The sequence below is a fragment of the Thermus antranikianii DSM 12462 genome (genome assembly GCF_000423905.1).
In the GTDB taxonomy this organism is placed as follows: domain Bacteria; phylum Deinococcota; class Deinococci; order Deinococcales; family Thermaceae; genus Thermus; species Thermus antranikianii.
In genome coordinates this window covers 1-16,436 of sequence record NZ_AUIW01000014.1, presented here as the reverse complement: position 1 = coordinate 16,436, position 16,436 = coordinate 1, and the positions used below count along the sequence as shown (strand labels likewise).

18 protein-coding genes and 1 pseudogene are annotated in these 16,436 nt (G+C 65.6%); 5 read left to right on the top strand and 14 right to left on the bottom strand.

Annotated features, from left to right (window positions below):
• Positions 1-7: 7 nt before the first annotated feature.
• Together G584_RS0109250 and G584_RS0109245 are read right to left on the bottom strand one after the other, a co-directional pair.
• Positions 8-2,209, bottom strand: a complete 2,202-nt coding sequence (locus G584_RS0109250; protein WP_028494381.1) for a DEAD/DEAH box helicase — start codon at positions 2,207-2,209, stop codon at positions 8-10.
• A 19-nt stretch (positions 2,210-2,228) separates the two neighbouring features.
• The gene (locus G584_RS0109245) at positions 2,229-2,849 is read right to left on the bottom strand and encodes a GNAT family N-acetyltransferase (RefSeq protein ID WP_028494380.1); all 621 of its coding nucleotides are present in this window, start codon (positions 2,847-2,849) and stop codon (positions 2,229-2,231) included.
• 30 nt (positions 2,850-2,879) lie between these two features.
• Between G584_RS0109245 and G584_RS0109240 the strand changes: the two genes are divergently transcribed.
• On the top strand, positions 2,880-3,959 hold the full coding sequence (locus G584_RS0109240; RefSeq protein WP_028494379.1) for a PIG-L deacetylase family protein: 1,080 nt from the start codon (positions 2,880-2,882) through the stop codon (positions 3,957-3,959).
• On the opposite strand, the gene scpB is transcribed toward G584_RS0109240, so the two are convergent.
• Positions 3,906-4,427, bottom strand: a complete 522-nt coding sequence (gene scpB, locus G584_RS0109235; protein WP_028494378.1) for an SMC-Scp complex subunit ScpB — start codon at positions 4,425-4,427, stop codon at positions 3,906-3,908. The two genes, G584_RS0109240 and scpB, sit on opposite strands and share 54 nt — an antisense overlap.
• Entirely contained in the window at positions 4,420-5,013 is a 594-nt protein-coding gene (locus G584_RS0109230) for an L-threonylcarbamoyladenylate synthase (protein ID WP_028494377.1), read from the bottom strand. The genes scpB and G584_RS0109230 overlap by 8 nt, the downstream gene beginning before the upstream one ends.
• Between G584_RS0109230 and pilC the strand changes: the two genes are divergently transcribed.
• Positions 5,012-6,232, top strand: a complete 1,221-nt coding sequence (gene pilC, locus G584_RS0109225; RefSeq protein ID WP_028494376.1) for a type IV pilus assembly protein PilC — start codon at positions 5,012-5,014, stop codon at positions 6,230-6,232. The two genes, G584_RS0109230 and pilC, sit on opposite strands and share 2 nt — an antisense overlap.
• Here the strand turns inward: pilC and G584_RS0109220 are convergent.
• Positions 6,207-6,659 (bottom strand): EVE domain-containing protein, encoded by a 453-nt coding sequence (locus G584_RS0109220; RefSeq protein ID WP_028494375.1) that lies wholly within the window; start codon positions 6,657-6,659, stop codon positions 6,207-6,209. The genes pilC and G584_RS0109220 overlap by 26 nt on opposite strands.
• Before the next feature lie 70 nt (positions 6,660-6,729).
• On the opposite strand from G584_RS0109220, the gene G584_RS0109215 reads away from it, so the two are divergent.
• The 3 genes from G584_RS0109215 to G584_RS0109205 are packed head-to-tail and all read left to right on the top strand — an operon-like array spanning position 6,730 to position 9,575.
• Positions 6,730-7,212, top strand: a complete 483-nt coding sequence (locus tag G584_RS0109215; RefSeq protein ID WP_028494374.1) for a hypothetical protein — start codon at positions 6,730-6,732, stop codon at positions 7,210-7,212.
• A gap of 9 nt (positions 7,213-7,221) precedes the next feature.
• Positions 7,222-8,589 carry an FAD-binding oxidoreductase gene (locus G584_RS0109210; protein ID WP_028494373.1) on the top strand — a complete coding sequence of 456 codons (1,368 nt, stop codon included), beginning with the start codon at positions 7,222-7,224 and terminating at the stop codon, positions 8,587-8,589.
• A 50-nt stretch (positions 8,590-8,639) separates the two neighbouring features.
• Complete coding sequence (locus G584_RS0109205) at positions 8,640-9,575, top strand: GGDEF domain-containing protein (protein ID WP_028494372.1); 936 nt, start codon at positions 8,640-8,642, stop codon at positions 9,573-9,575.
• Here the strand turns inward: G584_RS0109205 and G584_RS0109200 are convergent.
• The 9 genes and pseudogenes from G584_RS0109200 to G584_RS12120 form a co-directional block, all read right to left on the bottom strand.
• Positions 9,572-10,651 (bottom strand): prephenate dehydrogenase/arogenate dehydrogenase family protein, encoded by a 1,080-nt coding sequence (locus G584_RS0109200; RefSeq protein ID WP_028494371.1) that lies wholly within the window; start codon positions 10,649-10,651, stop codon positions 9,572-9,574. The genes G584_RS0109205 and G584_RS0109200 overlap by 4 nt on opposite strands.
• On the bottom strand, positions 10,648-11,682 hold the full coding sequence (gene aroF / locus G584_RS0109195; RefSeq protein ID WP_028494370.1) for a 3-deoxy-7-phosphoheptulonate synthase: 1,035 nt from the start codon (positions 11,680-11,682) through the stop codon (positions 10,648-10,650). Before aroF ends, G584_RS0109200 begins: the two co-directional genes overlap by 4 nt.
• A gap of 161 nt (positions 11,683-11,843) precedes the next feature.
• A complete protein-coding gene (locus G584_RS0109190) occupies positions 11,844-12,623 on the bottom strand; it encodes a VOC family protein (RefSeq protein WP_028494369.1) in 780 nt (259 codons plus the stop codon).
• Positions 12,623-13,159, bottom strand: coding sequence for a YceI family protein (locus G584_RS0109185; protein ID WP_028494368.1), 537 nt, complete (start codon positions 13,157-13,159; stop codon positions 12,623-12,625). Before G584_RS0109185 ends, G584_RS0109190 begins: the two co-directional genes overlap by 1 nt.
• 65 nt (positions 13,160-13,224) lie before the next feature.
• Positions 13,225-14,037 (bottom strand): menaquinone biosynthetic enzyme MqnA/MqnD family protein, encoded by an 813-nt coding sequence (locus tag G584_RS0109180; protein ID WP_028494367.1) that lies wholly within the window; start codon positions 14,035-14,037, stop codon positions 13,225-13,227.
• Positions 14,037-15,215, bottom strand: a complete 1,179-nt coding sequence (gene mqnE / locus G584_RS12130; protein ID WP_051209228.1) for an aminofutalosine synthase MqnE — start codon at positions 15,213-15,215, stop codon at positions 14,037-14,039. The genes G584_RS0109180 and mqnE overlap by 1 nt, the downstream gene beginning before the upstream one ends.
• Positions 15,212-15,892, bottom strand: a complete 681-nt coding sequence (locus tag G584_RS0109170; protein WP_028494366.1) for a hypothetical protein — start codon at positions 15,890-15,892, stop codon at positions 15,212-15,214. The genes mqnE and G584_RS0109170 overlap by 4 nt, the downstream gene beginning before the upstream one ends.
• 5 nt (positions 15,893-15,897) lie before the next feature.
• Positions 15,898-16,098 (bottom strand): annotated as a pseudogene (locus tag G584_RS12125) (YqhA family protein); the annotation flags it as partial.
• 29 nt (positions 16,099-16,127) lie between these two features.
• Positions 16,128-16,436 (bottom strand): integrase core domain-containing protein (locus G584_RS12120; protein ID WP_038050991.1); only part of this gene is annotated, 309 nt, incomplete at its 5' end.

Genomic DNA, 16,436 nt, shown 5'->3' with positions numbered 1-16,436 from the left:
GAAGAGTTTAATGCAGCGTCCTTTGGGGAAGGGAGAGGGTGAGGTTTGCCGCCAGGATAAGGGCCGCCCCTTTATCCAGGTACTGGTTGCCGTTCCCGCATTTAGGGGAGAGGACGCAACGGGGGCAACCTTCCTCGCAGGGGCAACCCTTGAGGAGTTCTAGGGCGGACCGGACCCACTCAGGGAAGCGACGGGCTGCCTGCCGGACGTAGCCCACACCCCCCGGGTAGCCGTCGTAGATGAAGATGGTGGGGCCGCTTCCCGAGGGCAGGGGCCTTGGGTAGAAGGGGTAGGAAAGGCCCCCGATGTCCTGCCTTTCGGCCAGGACGAAGAGGGGCAGGAGGCCAATCATGGCGTGCTCCAGGGCATGGATGCCCCCGGGAATCTGGTGGGGGGGGACCACCAGGGGAGGGTGGAACCAAAGGGCCTCGGTGGGGAAGGAAATCTCGGGAAGGTCCAGGGGGATTTCTTCCAGGACGCTGCCGGTGAAGAAGCGCTTTTTGGCGTAGGCCACCACCCTTTCCCTCAGCACCACCTTGCCCACCCAGACCCCGTGGCCCATGGCCTCCCCCGAGAGAACCTCCAGATCGGTTTCCACCCGGGGCTCGGTGTAATAGTCCTCGAGGGCCGGAAGAAGCCAGATCTCGCGCTTTCCGTGGTCGATGTTCCGCACCAGGTAGCTCTCCCCCCCGTGCAGGTAGACCGCCCCGGGGTGGGCCTCCCAGTAGGCCTGGCGCTCGTCCAAGTAGCCCAGGACCTCCCCCTCCGGCCCCCGCAGGGTGAAGGTGGCCCCCAGGCCCCGGAGGCTTAGGTCCCGGTGGGGGCGGCGCTTCGGGGTGTAGTAGCGGCCGTCCTTTTCCTTGAGCTCGGCCAGGGCCTCCGGGCAGAGCACCTCCTCCCGCGAAAGGGGTTTTTCCCAGGCGGCGGCATGCAGGTGCAAGGGGCAGAGGACAGGGTTTTTGGGGTCGGCCACCGCCGCCTCCGGGGGGGTCTTCAGGAGAAGCTCGGGCCGATGAAGGAAGTACTCGTCCAAGGGATCCTCCCTGGGGATGTAGACCACCAGGGCCCTTCGCCTTCCCCTGCCTGCCCGGCCTGCCCGTTGCCAGAAGGCGGACACGGAGCCCGGGTAGCCCACCAGGGCCACGGCGTCCAGCTCCCCGATGTCTACCCCCAGCTCCAGGGCGCTGGTGGAGATCAGGACCCGCACCTCCCCGGACTTCAGGGCCTCTTCCAGGCGGCGCCTTTCTTTGGCGGTGTAGCCCGCCCGATACGGGCGCACCCCGGGGTGGGTGGCGTAGCGGGCGATGAGCTCGGCGCTTTTCCTGGCGTTGGTGAAGATGAGCCCCCTTATGCCCCCTTCCGCCCAGGTCCGGGCCAGGTAGGCGGCCTCCAGGAGGGGGCTTCGCCGCCTTTCCCCCTTGGCGTCTAAGGGCTTGGGAAGAAGCACCAGAAGCTCCCGCTCCGAGCGGGCCACCTCCTCCCTTAGCTCCACAAAGGGAAGGCCGGTGAGGCCTTCTGCGTGCTCCTTGGCGTTGCCGATGGTGGCGCTGGCGGCAATCACCTGGGGGTTCGCCCCATAGTGGCGGGCCAGGCGCAATAGGCGGAAGAGGACCAGGGCCACGTGGGTCCCGAAGACCCCCCGGTAGGCGTGAAGCTCGTCCAGGACCAGGTAGCGGAGCCGGGATAGGAAGGAGGCGAACTCCCCGTGCCGGGGTAGAAGGCCAAAGTGGAGCATGTCGGGATTGCTGAGGAGGATGAGGCCCTCTTGCTTGGCCTTCCGCCTTACCTCCCCCCGGGTGTCCCCGTCGTAGGGGTAGATGCCCTTTACCCCCAGGGCTTCCGCCATGGCCTTAAGCCGCCTCAGCTGGTCATGGGCCAGGGCCTTGGTGGGGAAAAGGAGAAGGCTTGTTTCCCCTTCCAGGGCAGCCTTGAGCACCGGCGCCTGGAAGACCAGGCTTTTTCCGGCGGCGGTGGAGTAGGCCATGACCACGTTCTTCCCTTCCTCCACCAGAAGCAGGGCCTCCCTTTGGTGGGCGAAGGGCTTTAGCCCTAAAGCCTCGAGGACCCCGGCGAAGACCCCCTGGTAGGGGACGGTCTTGGGGGGGATCTGGGGAAGCAGGCGGGCGAAGACGATCCGCCCCCGGAACTCCGGGTTGGCCTCCAGCCAGTCCCGGTAGCTTTCCCATCCCCTTAGGGCCTCGGGCAGCACCCTTTCATTATGGCCTTTTCTAAAGTTCCCTGACCCAGACCTCGTGGACCACGGGGTGGCCGTGGTAGGGAGCCCAGAAGGGGCTGGCCCGCTTGGCGTAGAGGCGGAAGCCCAGGCTCTGGTAAAGCTTCCTGGCGGCGGCGTTGGCCCGGGTGGTGGATAGCTGCACGCCCCTTACCCCTTTTTCTTTGAGACATTCCAGGAATTCGGCCAGCAGGGCCTTGCCGATTCCCCTGCCCTGGGCTTTGGGGTCCACGGCGATGTGCAGGTGGGCGGGGTAAAGCCTCTTCGGGGCCTTGGGGCCCCGGTACAGGAGGAGCCTGAGGAGGTACCGGAGGTGGGGTAAGGGCGGGCCATAGCGGCCGAGGAGGAGTTTCAGGAGGAGGAAGGGCACTCGAGGAAGGAGGTAGAGGGTAAGGGGAAGGACCGAGCAGGCGCCCAGGATGTAGCCCAGGATCTCTCCTTCCTCCTCGGCCACCCTGTTGCAGCACCCCCGCCGCAGGTAGGGGGCCACGAAGAGTTCCCCCCAAAGCTCCCGGCTGGGAAAGACCAAGGGCCCTGCCCGGCCCAGAAGGAGGGTGCCGTGGGAAAGCCGGGTGATGGCAGAGAGGTCCTTTTCCTCGGCGGGGCGGAGGACCATAGGACCACTCTAGCCCGTAAAATGCCCCTCGTGCGCCGCCTGGCCCCCTGGCAGTGGCTTCTCCTCCTTCTGGCCCTCTATCTGCTTCTGGCGGAGGCCCTTAGGCTTTGGCTCGGCCTCCTCTGGGCGGAGCGGGTGGGGCTTGTCCTTGCGGCCCTGGGGGTGTGGGCCTTCGTCAACGGGCGCTTCATCTTCGCCTACTACCACGCCCTCGCCACTTCCTTGCGGGTGCGAAGGCTACCCTTGGCCCCGGGGCCAGGGCCAGGGGAACACCTTTTGGTCCTGGCCCCCCATCCCGATGACGAGGTGCTGGCGGCGGCGGGCCTGATGCGCCGCACCCTGGAGGCAGGGGGGCGGGTGAGCGTGGTCTACCTTACCTCGGGGGATGCCTTTGACCTGGCTGCGGGAAGCCCCCTGCCCTCCAAGGAGGCCATGCGCCGCCTGGCCTTAAGGCGCATGGTGGAGGCTTGGCGGGGCCTCGAGGCCCTGGGACTTCCCCGGGATAGCGCCTATTTCCTCGGTTTCCCCGACCAGGGGCTTTTCGCCCTCTTCACCACCCACTACTACCTGCCCTACGAAAGCCCCTACACGGGGCTTAAGGCGGTGGCCTACCCTGGGTGTTACCGCCTGGGGCTTTCCTATACGGGCAAGGCTTTGGAGGCCACCCTGGTGGAGCTTCTCTCCTCCCTCAAGCCCACCCGCATCCTCCTGCCAAGCCCCCTGGATGCCCACCGGGACCACCAGGCCACGGGCTATTTCGGCATGCAGGCGGCGGCCTCCTTGGGCATGGAGGACAGGCTGGAGTACTACCTCATCCACGGAGGGTACCAATACCCCTTGCCCAAAGGCCTCCATCCCCGGCTTCCCCTGTACCCGCCCCCCCGGGGTAGGGGGCTTCCTTGGCGGCGCTTTCCCCTCACCGAGGAGGAGGTTAGGCTAAAGGAAAAGGCCATCCGGGCCCACAAAAGCCAGATGCGCCTTCTCGGTCGGTTTCTTTTGGCCTTCGTGCGGCAGAACGAACTCTATAGCCCCCTTCCCATCCCCGCCCGGGAGGCCCTAGCCCCGGAGGAGGAGGGGTGGGCCGTCCTCGAGGGGCGGGAGGTCCTCTAGGCTTTCCAGGCCGAACACCTCCAGGAAGCGCTCCGTGGTGCCGTAGAGCTTGGGCCGGCCCGGGGCATCCTTTTCCCCCACCACCCGGATCAGGCCCCGCTCCAGGAGGCTTTCCAGCACGCCCTCCACGCTCTTCCCCCGCATGGCCTCCAGCTCGGCCCGGGCCACGGGCTGGTGGTAGGCGATGAGGGCCAGGACCTCCAGGGCCGCCTTGGAGAGGCGGGGAGGGCTCGGCTTGAGGACCCGTTCCACCGACTCCAGGGCGCTTTCGTGCACCACCAGCCGCCATCCTCCCGCCACCCGTTCCAGGGCTACCCCCAGCTCCCCGTTCCTTAGGTCCGCCTCGAGGGCCTTGAGGGTGCGGAGGAGGGTTTCCTCGGGGTAGCCCAGGGCCTTGAGCTCCTTCAGGGCCACGGGCCTGCCGGCGGCGAAGAGCACCGCAAGAAGCTCCGCCTTCAGGCTAGGCATCCTGGAGGTAGGGCAGAAGGGCCTCCTTGGGGATGGCCCCTTCCCGCAGCACATGGCCCGTGCGCAGGTCCACCACGCTGGAGGCCAAGCCCATGGCCTCCCCCGGGAAGACGTAGTCCACGGCAAAGGCCCGGGCCTCGGCCTCCGTGCGCACCGGGGGCTCGCCGCTCCTGTTGAGGCTGGTGGCTGCGGCATACCCCCCTACCCGGTGGAGAAGCTCCCGAAGGAGGGCATGATCCGGCATCCTCAGCCCCACGGAACCATCCCGGCTGATCCAGAGGGGGATATTTTGCCCCGGCACCACCACGGTGAGGCCCCCGGGCCAGAAGGCCTCCGCCAGGCGCAGGAACTTATCCCGTAGCTTCCCGAGGTCTGCAAGCTTAAGGGCGCTTTCCAGGTCCGCCACCAGCACCTGGAGGGGCTTTTCCTCCTCCCGTCCCTTAAGCTCGTAGATGCGCCGGCAGGCGGCCTCGTCCTCCATCCGGGCCAGCACCCCCCAGACGGTGTCCGTGGGAAAGGCCACCAGGCCCCCACGCCGAAGGGTTTCCGCCGCTTCCTGTAGCTCCTTCTGGTATACTTCTACCATGCCAGTCTACCAGTATAAGGCCCGCGACCGCCAGGGCCGCCTGGTGGAGGCCACCATCGAGGCGGAGGACCTGCGCACCGCCGCCAGGCTCCTGAGGGACCGGGGGCTTTTCGTGGCCGAGATCAAGGAGCCGGGGAGGGGCCTGCAGGCCGAGGTGCGCCTTCCTGCCCTGGAGAGGGGTCCTGGCCTGAAAGACCTGGCCATTTTCTCCCGGCAGCTGGCCACCATGCTGGGGGCAGGGCTTACGCTTTTGCAGTCCCTTTCCATCCTGGAAAGGCAGACCGAGAACAAGAAGTTCCGGGAGATCATCAAGAAGGTCCGCACCGACATCGAAGGGGGCATGGCCTTTTCCGATGCCCTGGCCAAGCACAAGCTCTTCTCCCGGCTTTACGTGAACCTGGTGCGGGCCGGGGAGACCTCGGGCGGGCTGGACGTGATCCTGGACCGCCTGGCCACCTTCCTGGAGAAGGACCTGGAGCTCAGGGGCAAGATCCGTAGCGCCATGACCTATCCCGTGATCGTCTTCGTCTTCGCCGTGGGCGTGGCCTACTTCCTCCTCACGGGCATCGTGCCCCAGTTTGCCCAGATCCTCACGGACCTCGGCTCGGAGCTCCCCCTCCTCACCCGGTTCCTCATCGCCCTTTCCAACTTCCTGCGGGCGGCCACCTTGCCCCTCGTGCTTTTGGCGGTGGTTCTCTTCTTCGTCTACCGCTGGTACTACCGCACCCCCCAGGGGCGGAAGGTGGTGGACCGGATCAAGCTCCGCGTCCCCGTCTTCGGCAACCTCAACCGCAAGACCGCCGTGGCCCGCTTCTCCCGTACCTTGGCCCTCCTCCTTTCCAGCGGGGTGAACATCGTGGAGTCCCTGGACATTACCAAGGGGACGGCGGGTAACAGCGTGGTGGAGGAGATCGTGGACATGGCCAAGCTCAAGGTCCAGCAAGGGGAGCCTTTAAACCTCACCCTGGCCCAGCATCCCTTCGTCTTCCCCCCCATGGTGAGCTCCATGGTGGCCATCGGGGAGGAGACGGGAGCCCTGGACACCCTCCTTTCCAAGATCGCCGACTTCTACGAGCGGGAGGTGGACGAGGCGGTGGCCAGCCTCACCGCCGCCATCGAGCCCCTCATGATCATCTTCCTGGGCGTGATCGTGGGCATGATCGTGGCGGGGATGTTCCTGCCCCTCTTCAAGATCATCGGCACCCTTTCCGCGCAATAAGCCGTTCGGCCACCTCCGGGGGAACCGGCATCACGGAAAGCCGGTTCCCCTTTCGCACCAGGGGGTGGTCCTTAGGGAAGCAGGCCTTGAGCTCCTCCAGGGGAATGAGGGGCCAGGCCTCGAGGAACTCCACCTCCACCGTGTACCACCGGGGCTTCTCCCGGGTGGCCCTGGGGTCGAAGTAGGGGCTTTCTGGGTCGAACTGGGTGGGGTCGGGGAGGAGGGTGCCCACCACCCGGCAGAGCCCGGCGATGCCCGGCGGGTTGGCGTTGGAGTGATAGAAGAAGCAAAGATCCCCCACCTGCATTTGCATCAGGTAGTTCCGGGCCTGGTAGTTGCGCACCCCGTCCCAGATGGCCCTTCCCTCCCGTTTGAGGTCCAGGATGCTGTACACCTCGGGTTCGGATTTCAAGAGCCAGTAGGCCATGCCTCCAAGTCTAAAGGGGCCTTTAGCGGGGACAAAGCCCCTTTCTAGTGGGTCAGGGGAGCATAAGGGTATGCGGGGCCTTGTGCTGGTGTCCCTTTTCCTTTCCGCCTGCACCCTGACCCTGGAGGTGGTCTACCCGGGCCACCGGATCACGGACTTGAGGACGCAAGGCACCTACTGCACCGCCGGCAACACCCGGGTGGACTTCGCCTTTGACCTGGAGGGAAGGCTGGACAGACTGGAGTTTGTCTGGCTTCCCGAGGGATTAACCCCGGACCAGGCCCGCCCTGAGGAGCGGTATGCCCTCTCTGGCCCCATCCGTGCGGGACGGGTAAAGGGTTGGTTGGAGGTGACTCCTGAGGGAGAGGTGCTGGCGGTATCCCTTACCTCCTCTGGAAGCCTTTCCCTGAGGCCACAGGGGATCATCGTGGAGCCCTTACCCGACCGGAGGCTTTGGCTAAAGGGGTATACCGGGGGTTTGGCGGGGTCCTTCGTGCGGGCGGCCAACCGGGTCCGCCCGGACTCCTCTTCCTCCTGCGACCCTGCCTGGTAGCCTTAGGGCATGGGGGTTCGGAGGATACCCTTCCTGGCCGACGAGGTCCGCTCCGAGCTCAGGACCCTCTTTGGGCCCAGGGTGCTTCTTTCCCGTTCGGAAAAAGGGGTTTACCGCTATGACGCCATTTTGGTGGGGCCAGAGCCCTTGGCGGTGGTCCTGCCCGAATCCCGGGAGGAGGTACAGGCCCTGGTGCGCCTGGCCCGCAAGCATGGTCTTTCCCTGGTGGCCCGGGGTGCGGGAAGCGGTTTGAGCGGCGGGGCGGTGCCCGAGGAGGGAGCCATTGTGGTGGCCTTCACCCGCATGACCCGCCTGGAGCTGGACCTGAGGGGCCGCACCGCCTGGGCCGAGCCCGGGGTGACCACGGCCAGGATCTCGGAGGAGGCCAGGCCCTACGGGCTTTTCTACCCCCCTGATCCCGCCTCGTGGCGCACCAGCACCCTGGGGGGAAACCTGGGGGAGAACGCCGGGGGACCCCTTTGCTTCAAGTACGGGGTCACGGGGGATTATGTGCTGGAGCTGGAGTTCGTGGATGCCTGGGGCGAGGTTCACCGCCTGGGCCGCCAGGCCTACGACCTGCCTGGCCTCCTCATCGGTTCGGAAGGAACCCTGGGCCTCATCACGGGGGTGCGGGTGCGCCTCCTTCCCTTGCCCCGGTACCGGGCCACCCTGATGGCCGTTTTCCCCGAGGTGGGTGCCCTGGCCCAGGCGGTTTCCCAGGCCATCGCCCGGGGGGCGGTGCCCGCCAGGCTGGAGTTTTTGGACCCCATCTGCGTGAACGCCGTGGAGGACTACCTGGGCATGGGCCTTCCCCGGGGGCACGCCCTCCTCCTGGCGGAAACCGATGGGGATGACCTCGAGGTGGTCCAGGAGGAGCTTTCCCTCCTGGAGCAGACGGCCCTGGACCTAGGGGCCAGGGTGCAAAGGGCCCGGGATGAACGGGAGGCGGAGGCCCTTTGGCGGGCCAGGCGGAGCGTGAGCCCGGCCTTAGGCCGCATCCGCCCCAAGCGGGTCAACGAGGACATCGCCGTGCCGAGAAGCCATCTTCCCCAGGTGGTGCAGGAGATTTCCGCCTTGGGGGGGGCCTACGGCCTGGTGGTGGCCCAGTTCGGCCACATCGGGGATGGAAACCTGCACCCTAACATCCTCTTTGACCCGAGAAGGGAAAGCGAGGAGCGGGTGTGGGAGCTGGCCCACGAGATTGCCCGGGTGGCCCTCAGGCATGGCGGCGTCCTTTCCGGGGAGCACGGGATCGGCCTCATGAAGCGGGAGTTCATGAGGGAAGCGGTGGACGAGGCTACCCTCGAGGCCTTCCGCACGGTAAAGGCCACCCTGGGTCCCGAGGGCATCCTGAATCCGGGGAAGCTCCTACCCTAGCCCGGGTTCCTTTCACAGGGTTTTAACAGGAACCGGTCTACTCTGGAAGCGTGGATAGCCGGGGCCGGTTCTTTTACCTCGCCAGCTGGGTGGGGATGGCCCTGGGCCTTTTGCTGCAAATGCGGATGTTTCCACCCCGGGGCCTGGAGGTTCTCCTCTACTGCCTTTTCATCCTCTCCGCCCTTTGGGCCCTAAGCCGGGGTCCTAAGCTGGCCCCCCGCTTCCTCCTCCATCCCCTGGGGGCGTATCTGCTTTTTGAAATGTGGCGGGTGGGGGATAGCTGGCCCTTGGCTGGGTTCTTCACCCCAGCCCTTTACCTACTGGCTGGGTTCGCCTATCCTCCTTGGTCCCTGGGCTACCTCTTGGGGGCCTTCTGGGGCGGGGTTTTTGTCTTGACCCCCTTGGTGTGGGGCCGGAGCCTAGACTTTTGGCCCCATTTCGCCGTGGGCCAGATCGTCCTTCTTTCCCTCACCTTCCTCCTGGCTCGTTTTCGAGAGCTCCATGGCCAGATGCGCTTCTGGCGGGAGCAGGCCCTCACTTGTCCCCTCACCGGCCTGCCCAACCGGAGAGCCCTGGAGATGGCCCTGGAGCGGGAGGCAGCCCGGGTGGAGCGGGGGGAGGCACCCTTTGCCTTGGTCCTGTTGGACCTGGACGATTTCAAGCAGGTGAACGATACCTGTGGCCACCAAGAGGGGGACCGCCTTCTCAAGGAGGTGGCCCAGTACCTGGTGACCCATGTGCGCCAGGGGGACCTGGTGGGGCGTTGGGGCGGGGAGGAGTTCGCCCTTCTCCTTCCCAAGACCCCTGGAGAGGAGGCCATGCAGGTGGCGGAGAGGCTCAGGCAGGGCCTCAAGCGCCTAGGGGTAACGGGGAGCTTCGGGGTGGCGGTGTACGAGGGGGACCTGAAGGACCTATTCCAAAAAGCAGACCGAGCCCTCTACCTGGCCAAGGAGGGGGGCAAGGACCGGGTGGAGCGGGATCCTTAGGGCAGGCGGTACCCTGCCTGAGCCAGCACCTCCCGGGCCCTTTCCCGTTCCTCCCGGCTGGCGAAGCCCAAGCGGATGGCTCCGGCTTCCTCCCGGATGGTGAGGACCTCGATGTCCTTGATGTTGACCCCGGCCTCCCCCAAAGCGGTGGCGATCCGGGCGATCTGGCCCGGGCGGTCCGGCACCTGGACCACCAGGTCGTGCATCTCGGGAAGGAGGCTCCGGCGCACGATGGGGAGGCTATCCCGGGTGCGCTTGGCTTCCTCCGCCACCCGCAGAAGGGCCTCGGGTTCGTCCAAAAGCTCCTCCAGTTCCCAAAGGACCCCCCTTAGCTCCTCTATGGCTTCCTTGAGGGCTTCCTTGTTCTCCACCACCATGTCCCGGCTCATCCTGGGGGACCCCGAGGCCACCCGGGTGAGGTCGCGGAAGCCCCCGGCCGCCAAGAACATCAGGAGGTCCCGATGGGGGCTGTGGGCCACCATTTGGTTCAGGGCCACCGCCAGAAGGTAGGGCAGGTGGGAGATGCGGGCCACCAACTTGTCGTGCAGCTCCGGGGTTGTTTCCAAGGGGTAGGCCCCCAGGGCCTCCACCAGTTTCCGGATCCCCTCCTTTGCCTGGGGGCTGGTTCGTGAGGTAGGGGTTAGGACCCAGATGGCGTTTTGTAGCAGGCCGGCGTGGGCGTTCTCTACCCCAGCCCGCTCGCTTCCCGCCATGGGATGGCCCCCCAGGAAGTGGGGGAGGAGGCCTTCCAGGGTCCCCACCACCTTGGCCTTGACGCTGCCCACATCGGTCCAGAGGCTTTCCGGGCTGGCGAAGGGGGCTAGGGCTTTCCCCAACTCCACCAGGGCCCCCACAGGGGCGGCCAGGATGCCGAGCTGAAGCTCCCCTACCCAGGGTCCCAAGGCAGGATGCACCCGGTCCGCTACCCCCAGGAAAAGGGCCTTTTCCAGGGCCTCGGGATCCTGGTCGTAGGCGTGGATCTCCTCAGCCAGGAAGCGCTCCTTCAGCCCCAGGGCCACGCTCCCGCCCAGAAGCCCCACGCCAAAGATGCCCACCTTGGTAAAAAGCGGCTTCATCCCAGAACCGGTGTGGAAAGGGTCTTGCCCAGGGCCTCTACCAGTCGCCGGGCCTTGGCCATCAGCTCAGCGAACTCGTGCTCGTGGAGCTGCTGGGCCGCATCGGAGAGGGCCTTTTCGGGCTCGGGGTGGGTTTCCACGATGAGGCCGTCTGCCCCGGCGGCCAACCCCGCCAGGGCCAAGGGAATGACCCATTCCCGCCGGCCTGCAGGGTGGGAGGGATCCACCCAGACGGGAAGGTGGGTGGAACTCTTGAGCACGGGAACTGCCGCCACATCCAGGGTATAGCGGGTAGCCTTCTCAAAGGTGCGGATGCCCCGTTCCACCAGGATGACCTTCATGTTGCCTCGGGAGAGGATGTACTCCGCGCTCATCAGAAACTCTTCCAGGGTCATGCTCATGCCCCGCTTGAGGAGGACGGGCTTCCCCACCTCGCCCACCGCCTGAAGGAGGGGGAAGTTCTGGGCGTTGCGGGCCCCGATCTGTAGGACGTCGGCGTACTCCGCCACCAGTTCCACCTGGTCTGGGGATAGCACCTCGGTGACCACGGGAAGCCCGGTTTCCCGCCGGGCCTCCGCCAGGATCTTTAAGCCCTCCACCCCCAGGCCCTGGAAGGCATAGGGGCTGGTCCTGGGCTTAAAGGCCCCGCCCCGGAGCATGGCCGCCCCATGGGCCTTCACGTACCGGGCGGCCCTGAGGGTTTGCTCCCGGGACTCCACCCCGCAGGGACCCGCGGCGATGAGGACGTGGTTACCTCCCGTCTTTCCCGTGGGGAATTCCAGGATGGTGGGGAAGGGCTGGACCTCGAGGCTCGCCAGTTTGTAGGGCTTGGAGATGGGAATGACGTCCGCCACCCCGGGAAGGGCGCGGAAGTGCTCCATCAGCTCCGGCGTGGGCCCCCGGCCAATGGCCCCCACCAGGGTGGTTTCCACCCCCCGGGAAACATGAGGCCGGTACCCCACCTTCTCGATCTCCCGGATGACCTCATCCAGCTCCGCTTCCGTGTGTCCCCGCTTCATCACGATCAGCATCTTGGCCTCCTAAAAGCTTTGGGCGCCCCCTTTTTGGGGGCGCCCTCTTGCGGAAAAACCTTATGCGGACCGCAGGGCGCCCCCGGCGGGATAATAAAAGCCGAAGTAGCGCCCCAAGGTCCGCATATTGCCCCTCAGCTTAGTTAAGGTGGAAGCTCCTGTCAAGAGGATGCAGGGGCCTTGGGCCCTGGATCTGAAAGCCGTACCTCTACCCCTGTGGGATCCCTGAGGGCCATCTCCCGGCCCCAGGGGTCCAGGAGGGTGTAGCCCAGAAGCCCGGTGGCCTCTGGGGGAGCTTTCCGCCTTCCCGCCCAGATGTTGGCCCCCACGTGGTGGTGGTAGCCATCCCAGGCGAAGAAGAGGGCTCCAGGGTAGGTGCGCAAGGTGACCTCCATGCCCAGTTCCCCCGCAAAGAAGGCTTCGGCTTCCTCGAGGCTTTCCACGTGGAGGTGCAGGTGGCCGAGGAGGGTCTCGGGGGGAAGGGGGCCGGGGCTTGGAGTCTCGGAAAGAAGCCTTTCCAAGTTTAATGGGGCGGTGAACATCAAGGGTCCTTTGGGCCACTCCCCTTCGGGCCGGTCCCGGTAGATCTCGAGGCCATTCCCCTCAGGGTCGCGGAAGTACAGGGCCTCGGAAACGCCGTGGTCCGCCGCGCCCTCAAAGTGGACCGGGGCCTTTAGGAGCTTCCAGGCCACCCGCGCCAGGGCCTTCCGGTCGGGGAGGAGGAGGGCGAAGTGGTAGAGGCCCACCGAGGGGTAGGGCCTTGGGAGGGCCTGGGGGTCGTGGAGGATCTCCAGATGAAACCCCTCCCCCTCAGGGAATAGCCGATAGCGGGGTGGGTCCGCTTCCACCTTTAGGCCCAGAAGGTCCCGGTAAAAGGCCAAGGCGGCTTCCAGGTCCCGCACCCTTAGGCTCAGGGAGGAAAGCCGCCTGGGAAAAGCCATTACTGGGCCACCGCCTCCTTGGCCTTCACCGCCTCGGTGTCCACGCTGAACCGCACCTCCTCGCCCACCAGGACCCCGCCCAGCTCCAGGGGCACGTTCCAGGTGAGGCCGAAGTCCTTGCGGTTCAGCTTGCCCTCGAAGTGGGCGGCCACGCGTTCGTTGCCCCAGGGGTCCTTGGCGGGGCCATAGGTTTCCACCTCGAGGGAAAGGGGCTGGGTGACACCCCGGATGGTCACCTCTCCCTCCACCCGGTACTTCCCCTCCCCTAGGGGGGTGATCCGCTCGCTCTTAAACAGGATCTCCGGGAAGTTCTCCGCATCCAGGAAGTCGGGAGAGCGGAGATGGTTGTCCCGGTCCGGCACGCCGGTGTGGATGCTCTTGGCATCCAGGCGCGCCTCCACCCGGAGGGGCCTCCCCGCCTCGTCGGTTTCCACAAAGCCCTCTTTAAGGTTCAGGGTGCCTTTAACCGTGGCGATCATCATGTGGCGCACGGCGAACTCGATGCTGGTGTGGGTTGGATCTAAGTTCCAACGCATTTCTGAACCTCCTTGGGCTCGAGGCCCAAGGGTATAGTATCCATAGCGCTATAATCTGTCAAGCATCATCCCGGGTAGTAGCTGGGGGAGAAGGTGAGGCCCAGGGCTTGGGCAAAGGCCTGTAGGCCCAGGCGGTCGGGCTCCTCCAGGTGGTAGCGGAAGTTCCAGAGGTAGTGCTCCACCAAAGCTGGGTGGAGGCCAAGCCGCCGGGCCTCGGCCGCGGCCACCTCCCCGAGCCGGGCAAGCCCCTGGCGCCGGGCCCTCCTTAGGGCCCGCACCAACTCCAGGGGGGGAGGGTTTGCCTTGCGGTAGGCCCAGACGGCGAAGACGAAGGGAAGATGGGTGCGCTCAAACCAGAGCATGGAGAGGTCCACCACCTCCACCTCCCCGAAGCGGGTGGGAAGGGCGTGGGGGGTTTCGGGGAAGCGGTCTAGAAGGCTAGCGTAGGTCCTTATGGCCTTGTCGCCGATCAGCAGGACCCCGTCGTATTCGTCAAGGAGCTCGAGCCCTCCTTCCCGGTTCTCGTACTGGGGGAAGACCCCCCGTTCCCTTAAGAGGAGCTTTAGGAGCTCCACGCTGGTGGCGCTCTCCGTGGTGAGGGCGATCCGCCTTAGGTCTGCAAGCCTTCCCTTATGGAACAGGTTCACGGAATACACCCTCCCCAGGACGGCCACGGAGAAGTCGGGAAGAAGCCCGAGCTCCTCCTGGTGCGCCAGGTAGAAGTAGCTGGAAACCAGGGAAAGCCCCACCTCCCCCGAGAGGACCATGCGGTTGAGCTCCGAGGGGACCCCGTAGCGGAGGATCCAGCCGTTGGCCTCCAGGAAATGGTAAAGGGGGGCGGTGTTGGCGTAGAGGGGAACCCCTAAAGAGTAGACCATCAGGCTTCTTTGGGGCCCCCCTCCCCCAAGTGAACCGCTTTGGGGCCCTCCTCCCCCAAGGGAACCTCCGGGCCATCCCAGACCCGGATCTCCCGGTAAAGGGCGTCCCGCTCCACAGGGATCCGCCCCGCTTTGCGGATGATCTCCGCAAGCTCCCTCTTGGATAGCCCTTTAGGGGTGGGGCTTCCCGCCATGTGGACGATGCGCTCCTCGATCAGGGTGCCGTCGATGTCCGTTACCCCCCAGTCCAAGGAAACCTGGGCCAGCTCCGGGGTCAGGGTGGCCCAGTACCCCTTGATGTGAGGGATGTTGTCCAGATAAAGCCGGGCCACGGCCAGGTTGCGGAGGTCGTCCAGTCCGGTGGTGAACTCCCGCTTGCCAAGTTTCTTGGCCAGCAGGTTGCCGTCCGGCTGGAAGGCCAGGGGGATGAAGCTCATGAACCCCCCGGTTTCGTCCTGGAGCTTTCGCAGGCGGTCCATGTGGTCCAGGCGCTCCTCGAGGGTCTCTATGTGCCCGTAGAGCATGGTGGCGTTGGTGGGGATGCCGAGTTCGTGGGCGGTCCGATGAATTTCCAGCCACCCCTCTGCGGAAACCTTGGCCCGAGCGATCTCCTTGCGCACCCTTTCGGCAAAGATCTCCGCCCCGCCCCCTGGCATGGCGTCCAGTCCCGCCTCCTTAAGGGCCTGGAGCACCTCCCTGTAGGGGAGGCGGGCGATCTTGGAGAAGTGGTGGATTTCCGCCGCCGTCCAGGCTTTTACCTGGACCCCAGGGAAGCTCGCTTTTAGGGCCCGCACCAGGTCCAGGTAGTAGGAAAAGGGCCTTTTGGGGTGGTGGCCCGCTGTCAGGTGGATTTCCGTGAGGCCTGGTTGGTACCGCTCCCTTACCCAGGCCACCACCTCTTCCACGTCCCAGTCCCAGGCCCCCTCCTCCCCGAACTTTCTTTGGAAGGCGCAGAAGGTGCAACCCACATAGCAAATGTTGGTCTGGGAAACGCGAATGGAGTGGACGAAGTAGGTCTTGTGCCCGTGCTTCTTCTCCCGCACCCGGTTGGCTAGGCGCATGAGGCCTGGGAGATCCCGGGTTTGGTAGAGAATAAGTCCTTCCGCAAAGGTGAGGCGTTCGCCGGCCTCTACCTTTTCGGCGATGGGCCAGAGCTTGGGGTCCCGGATGCCCTTCACGGCAAGGAGTCTACCCCTTCCCGGAACCTTTGGACTAGGGCCTCCACTTCCTTTCGCCTACCCCCCACGCTTTTCCCCGGCAAAAGGCCCCGCAGGTAGCGGTCGGTGAGGAGGAGGTCCACGTAGGGGTAGACGGTGGCGGCCATGACCGCATCCAAAAGGTCGGAAGGGCGGGGCTTGCGGTTTAGGTCCGAGGCCATGCGGGCGAGAAGCTCGGCCAAAAGGCGTACGAAGGGCACCTCCTTGAGCCCGGTGCGCCCTTTGATCTCCTGAAGGGCAGCCTCGAGGGCCTCCCGGTAGGGCAGGCCCCTCAAGGCCTCGGGCAGGCCCTGGAAGGGGGAGAGGTCTGCGGGGGCCTCCCAGCTACCCCCGCGCCAGAGGAAGTCCTCCCGGGAAAGCCCCCTCTTCTGGCGCACGGCCACCTCCTGCCAGGGGCGCACCCAGTACCCCTGGGAAAGCTCGGAGAAGAGGTCCTGCAAGGCGGGTAGCAGGTAGCCTGCCTTTTCCTCGGGACCTCGGATGGGGAAGAGGGTTTCCAGGACGTGGAAGGGGCTTGGAGGGGCCAGGACCCGGCCCTTCAGGGCCAGGTAGAGCTCGCCGAAGGCCTCGTGCCCCCGCTGGCCCAGGCGGTGCTTGGCCATGCGGCTTGCGTGGTTTTGGTCCAGGTAGACCAGCAAGTCCCTTACTCTCTGGCCTTGGCCAACCACAGGGCGGAGGCCAGAAGGGCCACCCCGCCGGCGAAGAGAAGGAAGTCCAAGGAGGTCTGGGGCTTGAAGGCCGAGGCCTTTTCAAAGAACTTCACCACCAGGATCATGACGATCACCTGGCCCAGCTTGCCCTTGAGGTCCGCCAGGCTTTCTACCACAAGGACGTTTTCCAGGGGGTGTACTCGGCCACGACATTTGAGACACCTTAGGGAACCGACCCCTCCCGTATCTTAGCCAAGAACTCCAAGGGAGCAAGGCCACCCAGGGCCACGTGGGGTCTCCTGCGGTTGTAGTAGTCCAGGTAGGCATTAAGCTCCACCTGTAGCTCGCTAACCCTCGTGGGCAAGGGTCGGGTGTAAAACTCTTCCCTAAAAGTCCGTTGCAACCGCTCCACGTGCCCGTTAAGCCTAGGACTCCGGGGAGGCAGCACAAAAAGAGCGATGCCCAGGCCTTGGCACGCTACCTCAAACTCCGCCATGAACTCGCTACCCCCATCCACCTGTACCGCTCGGAT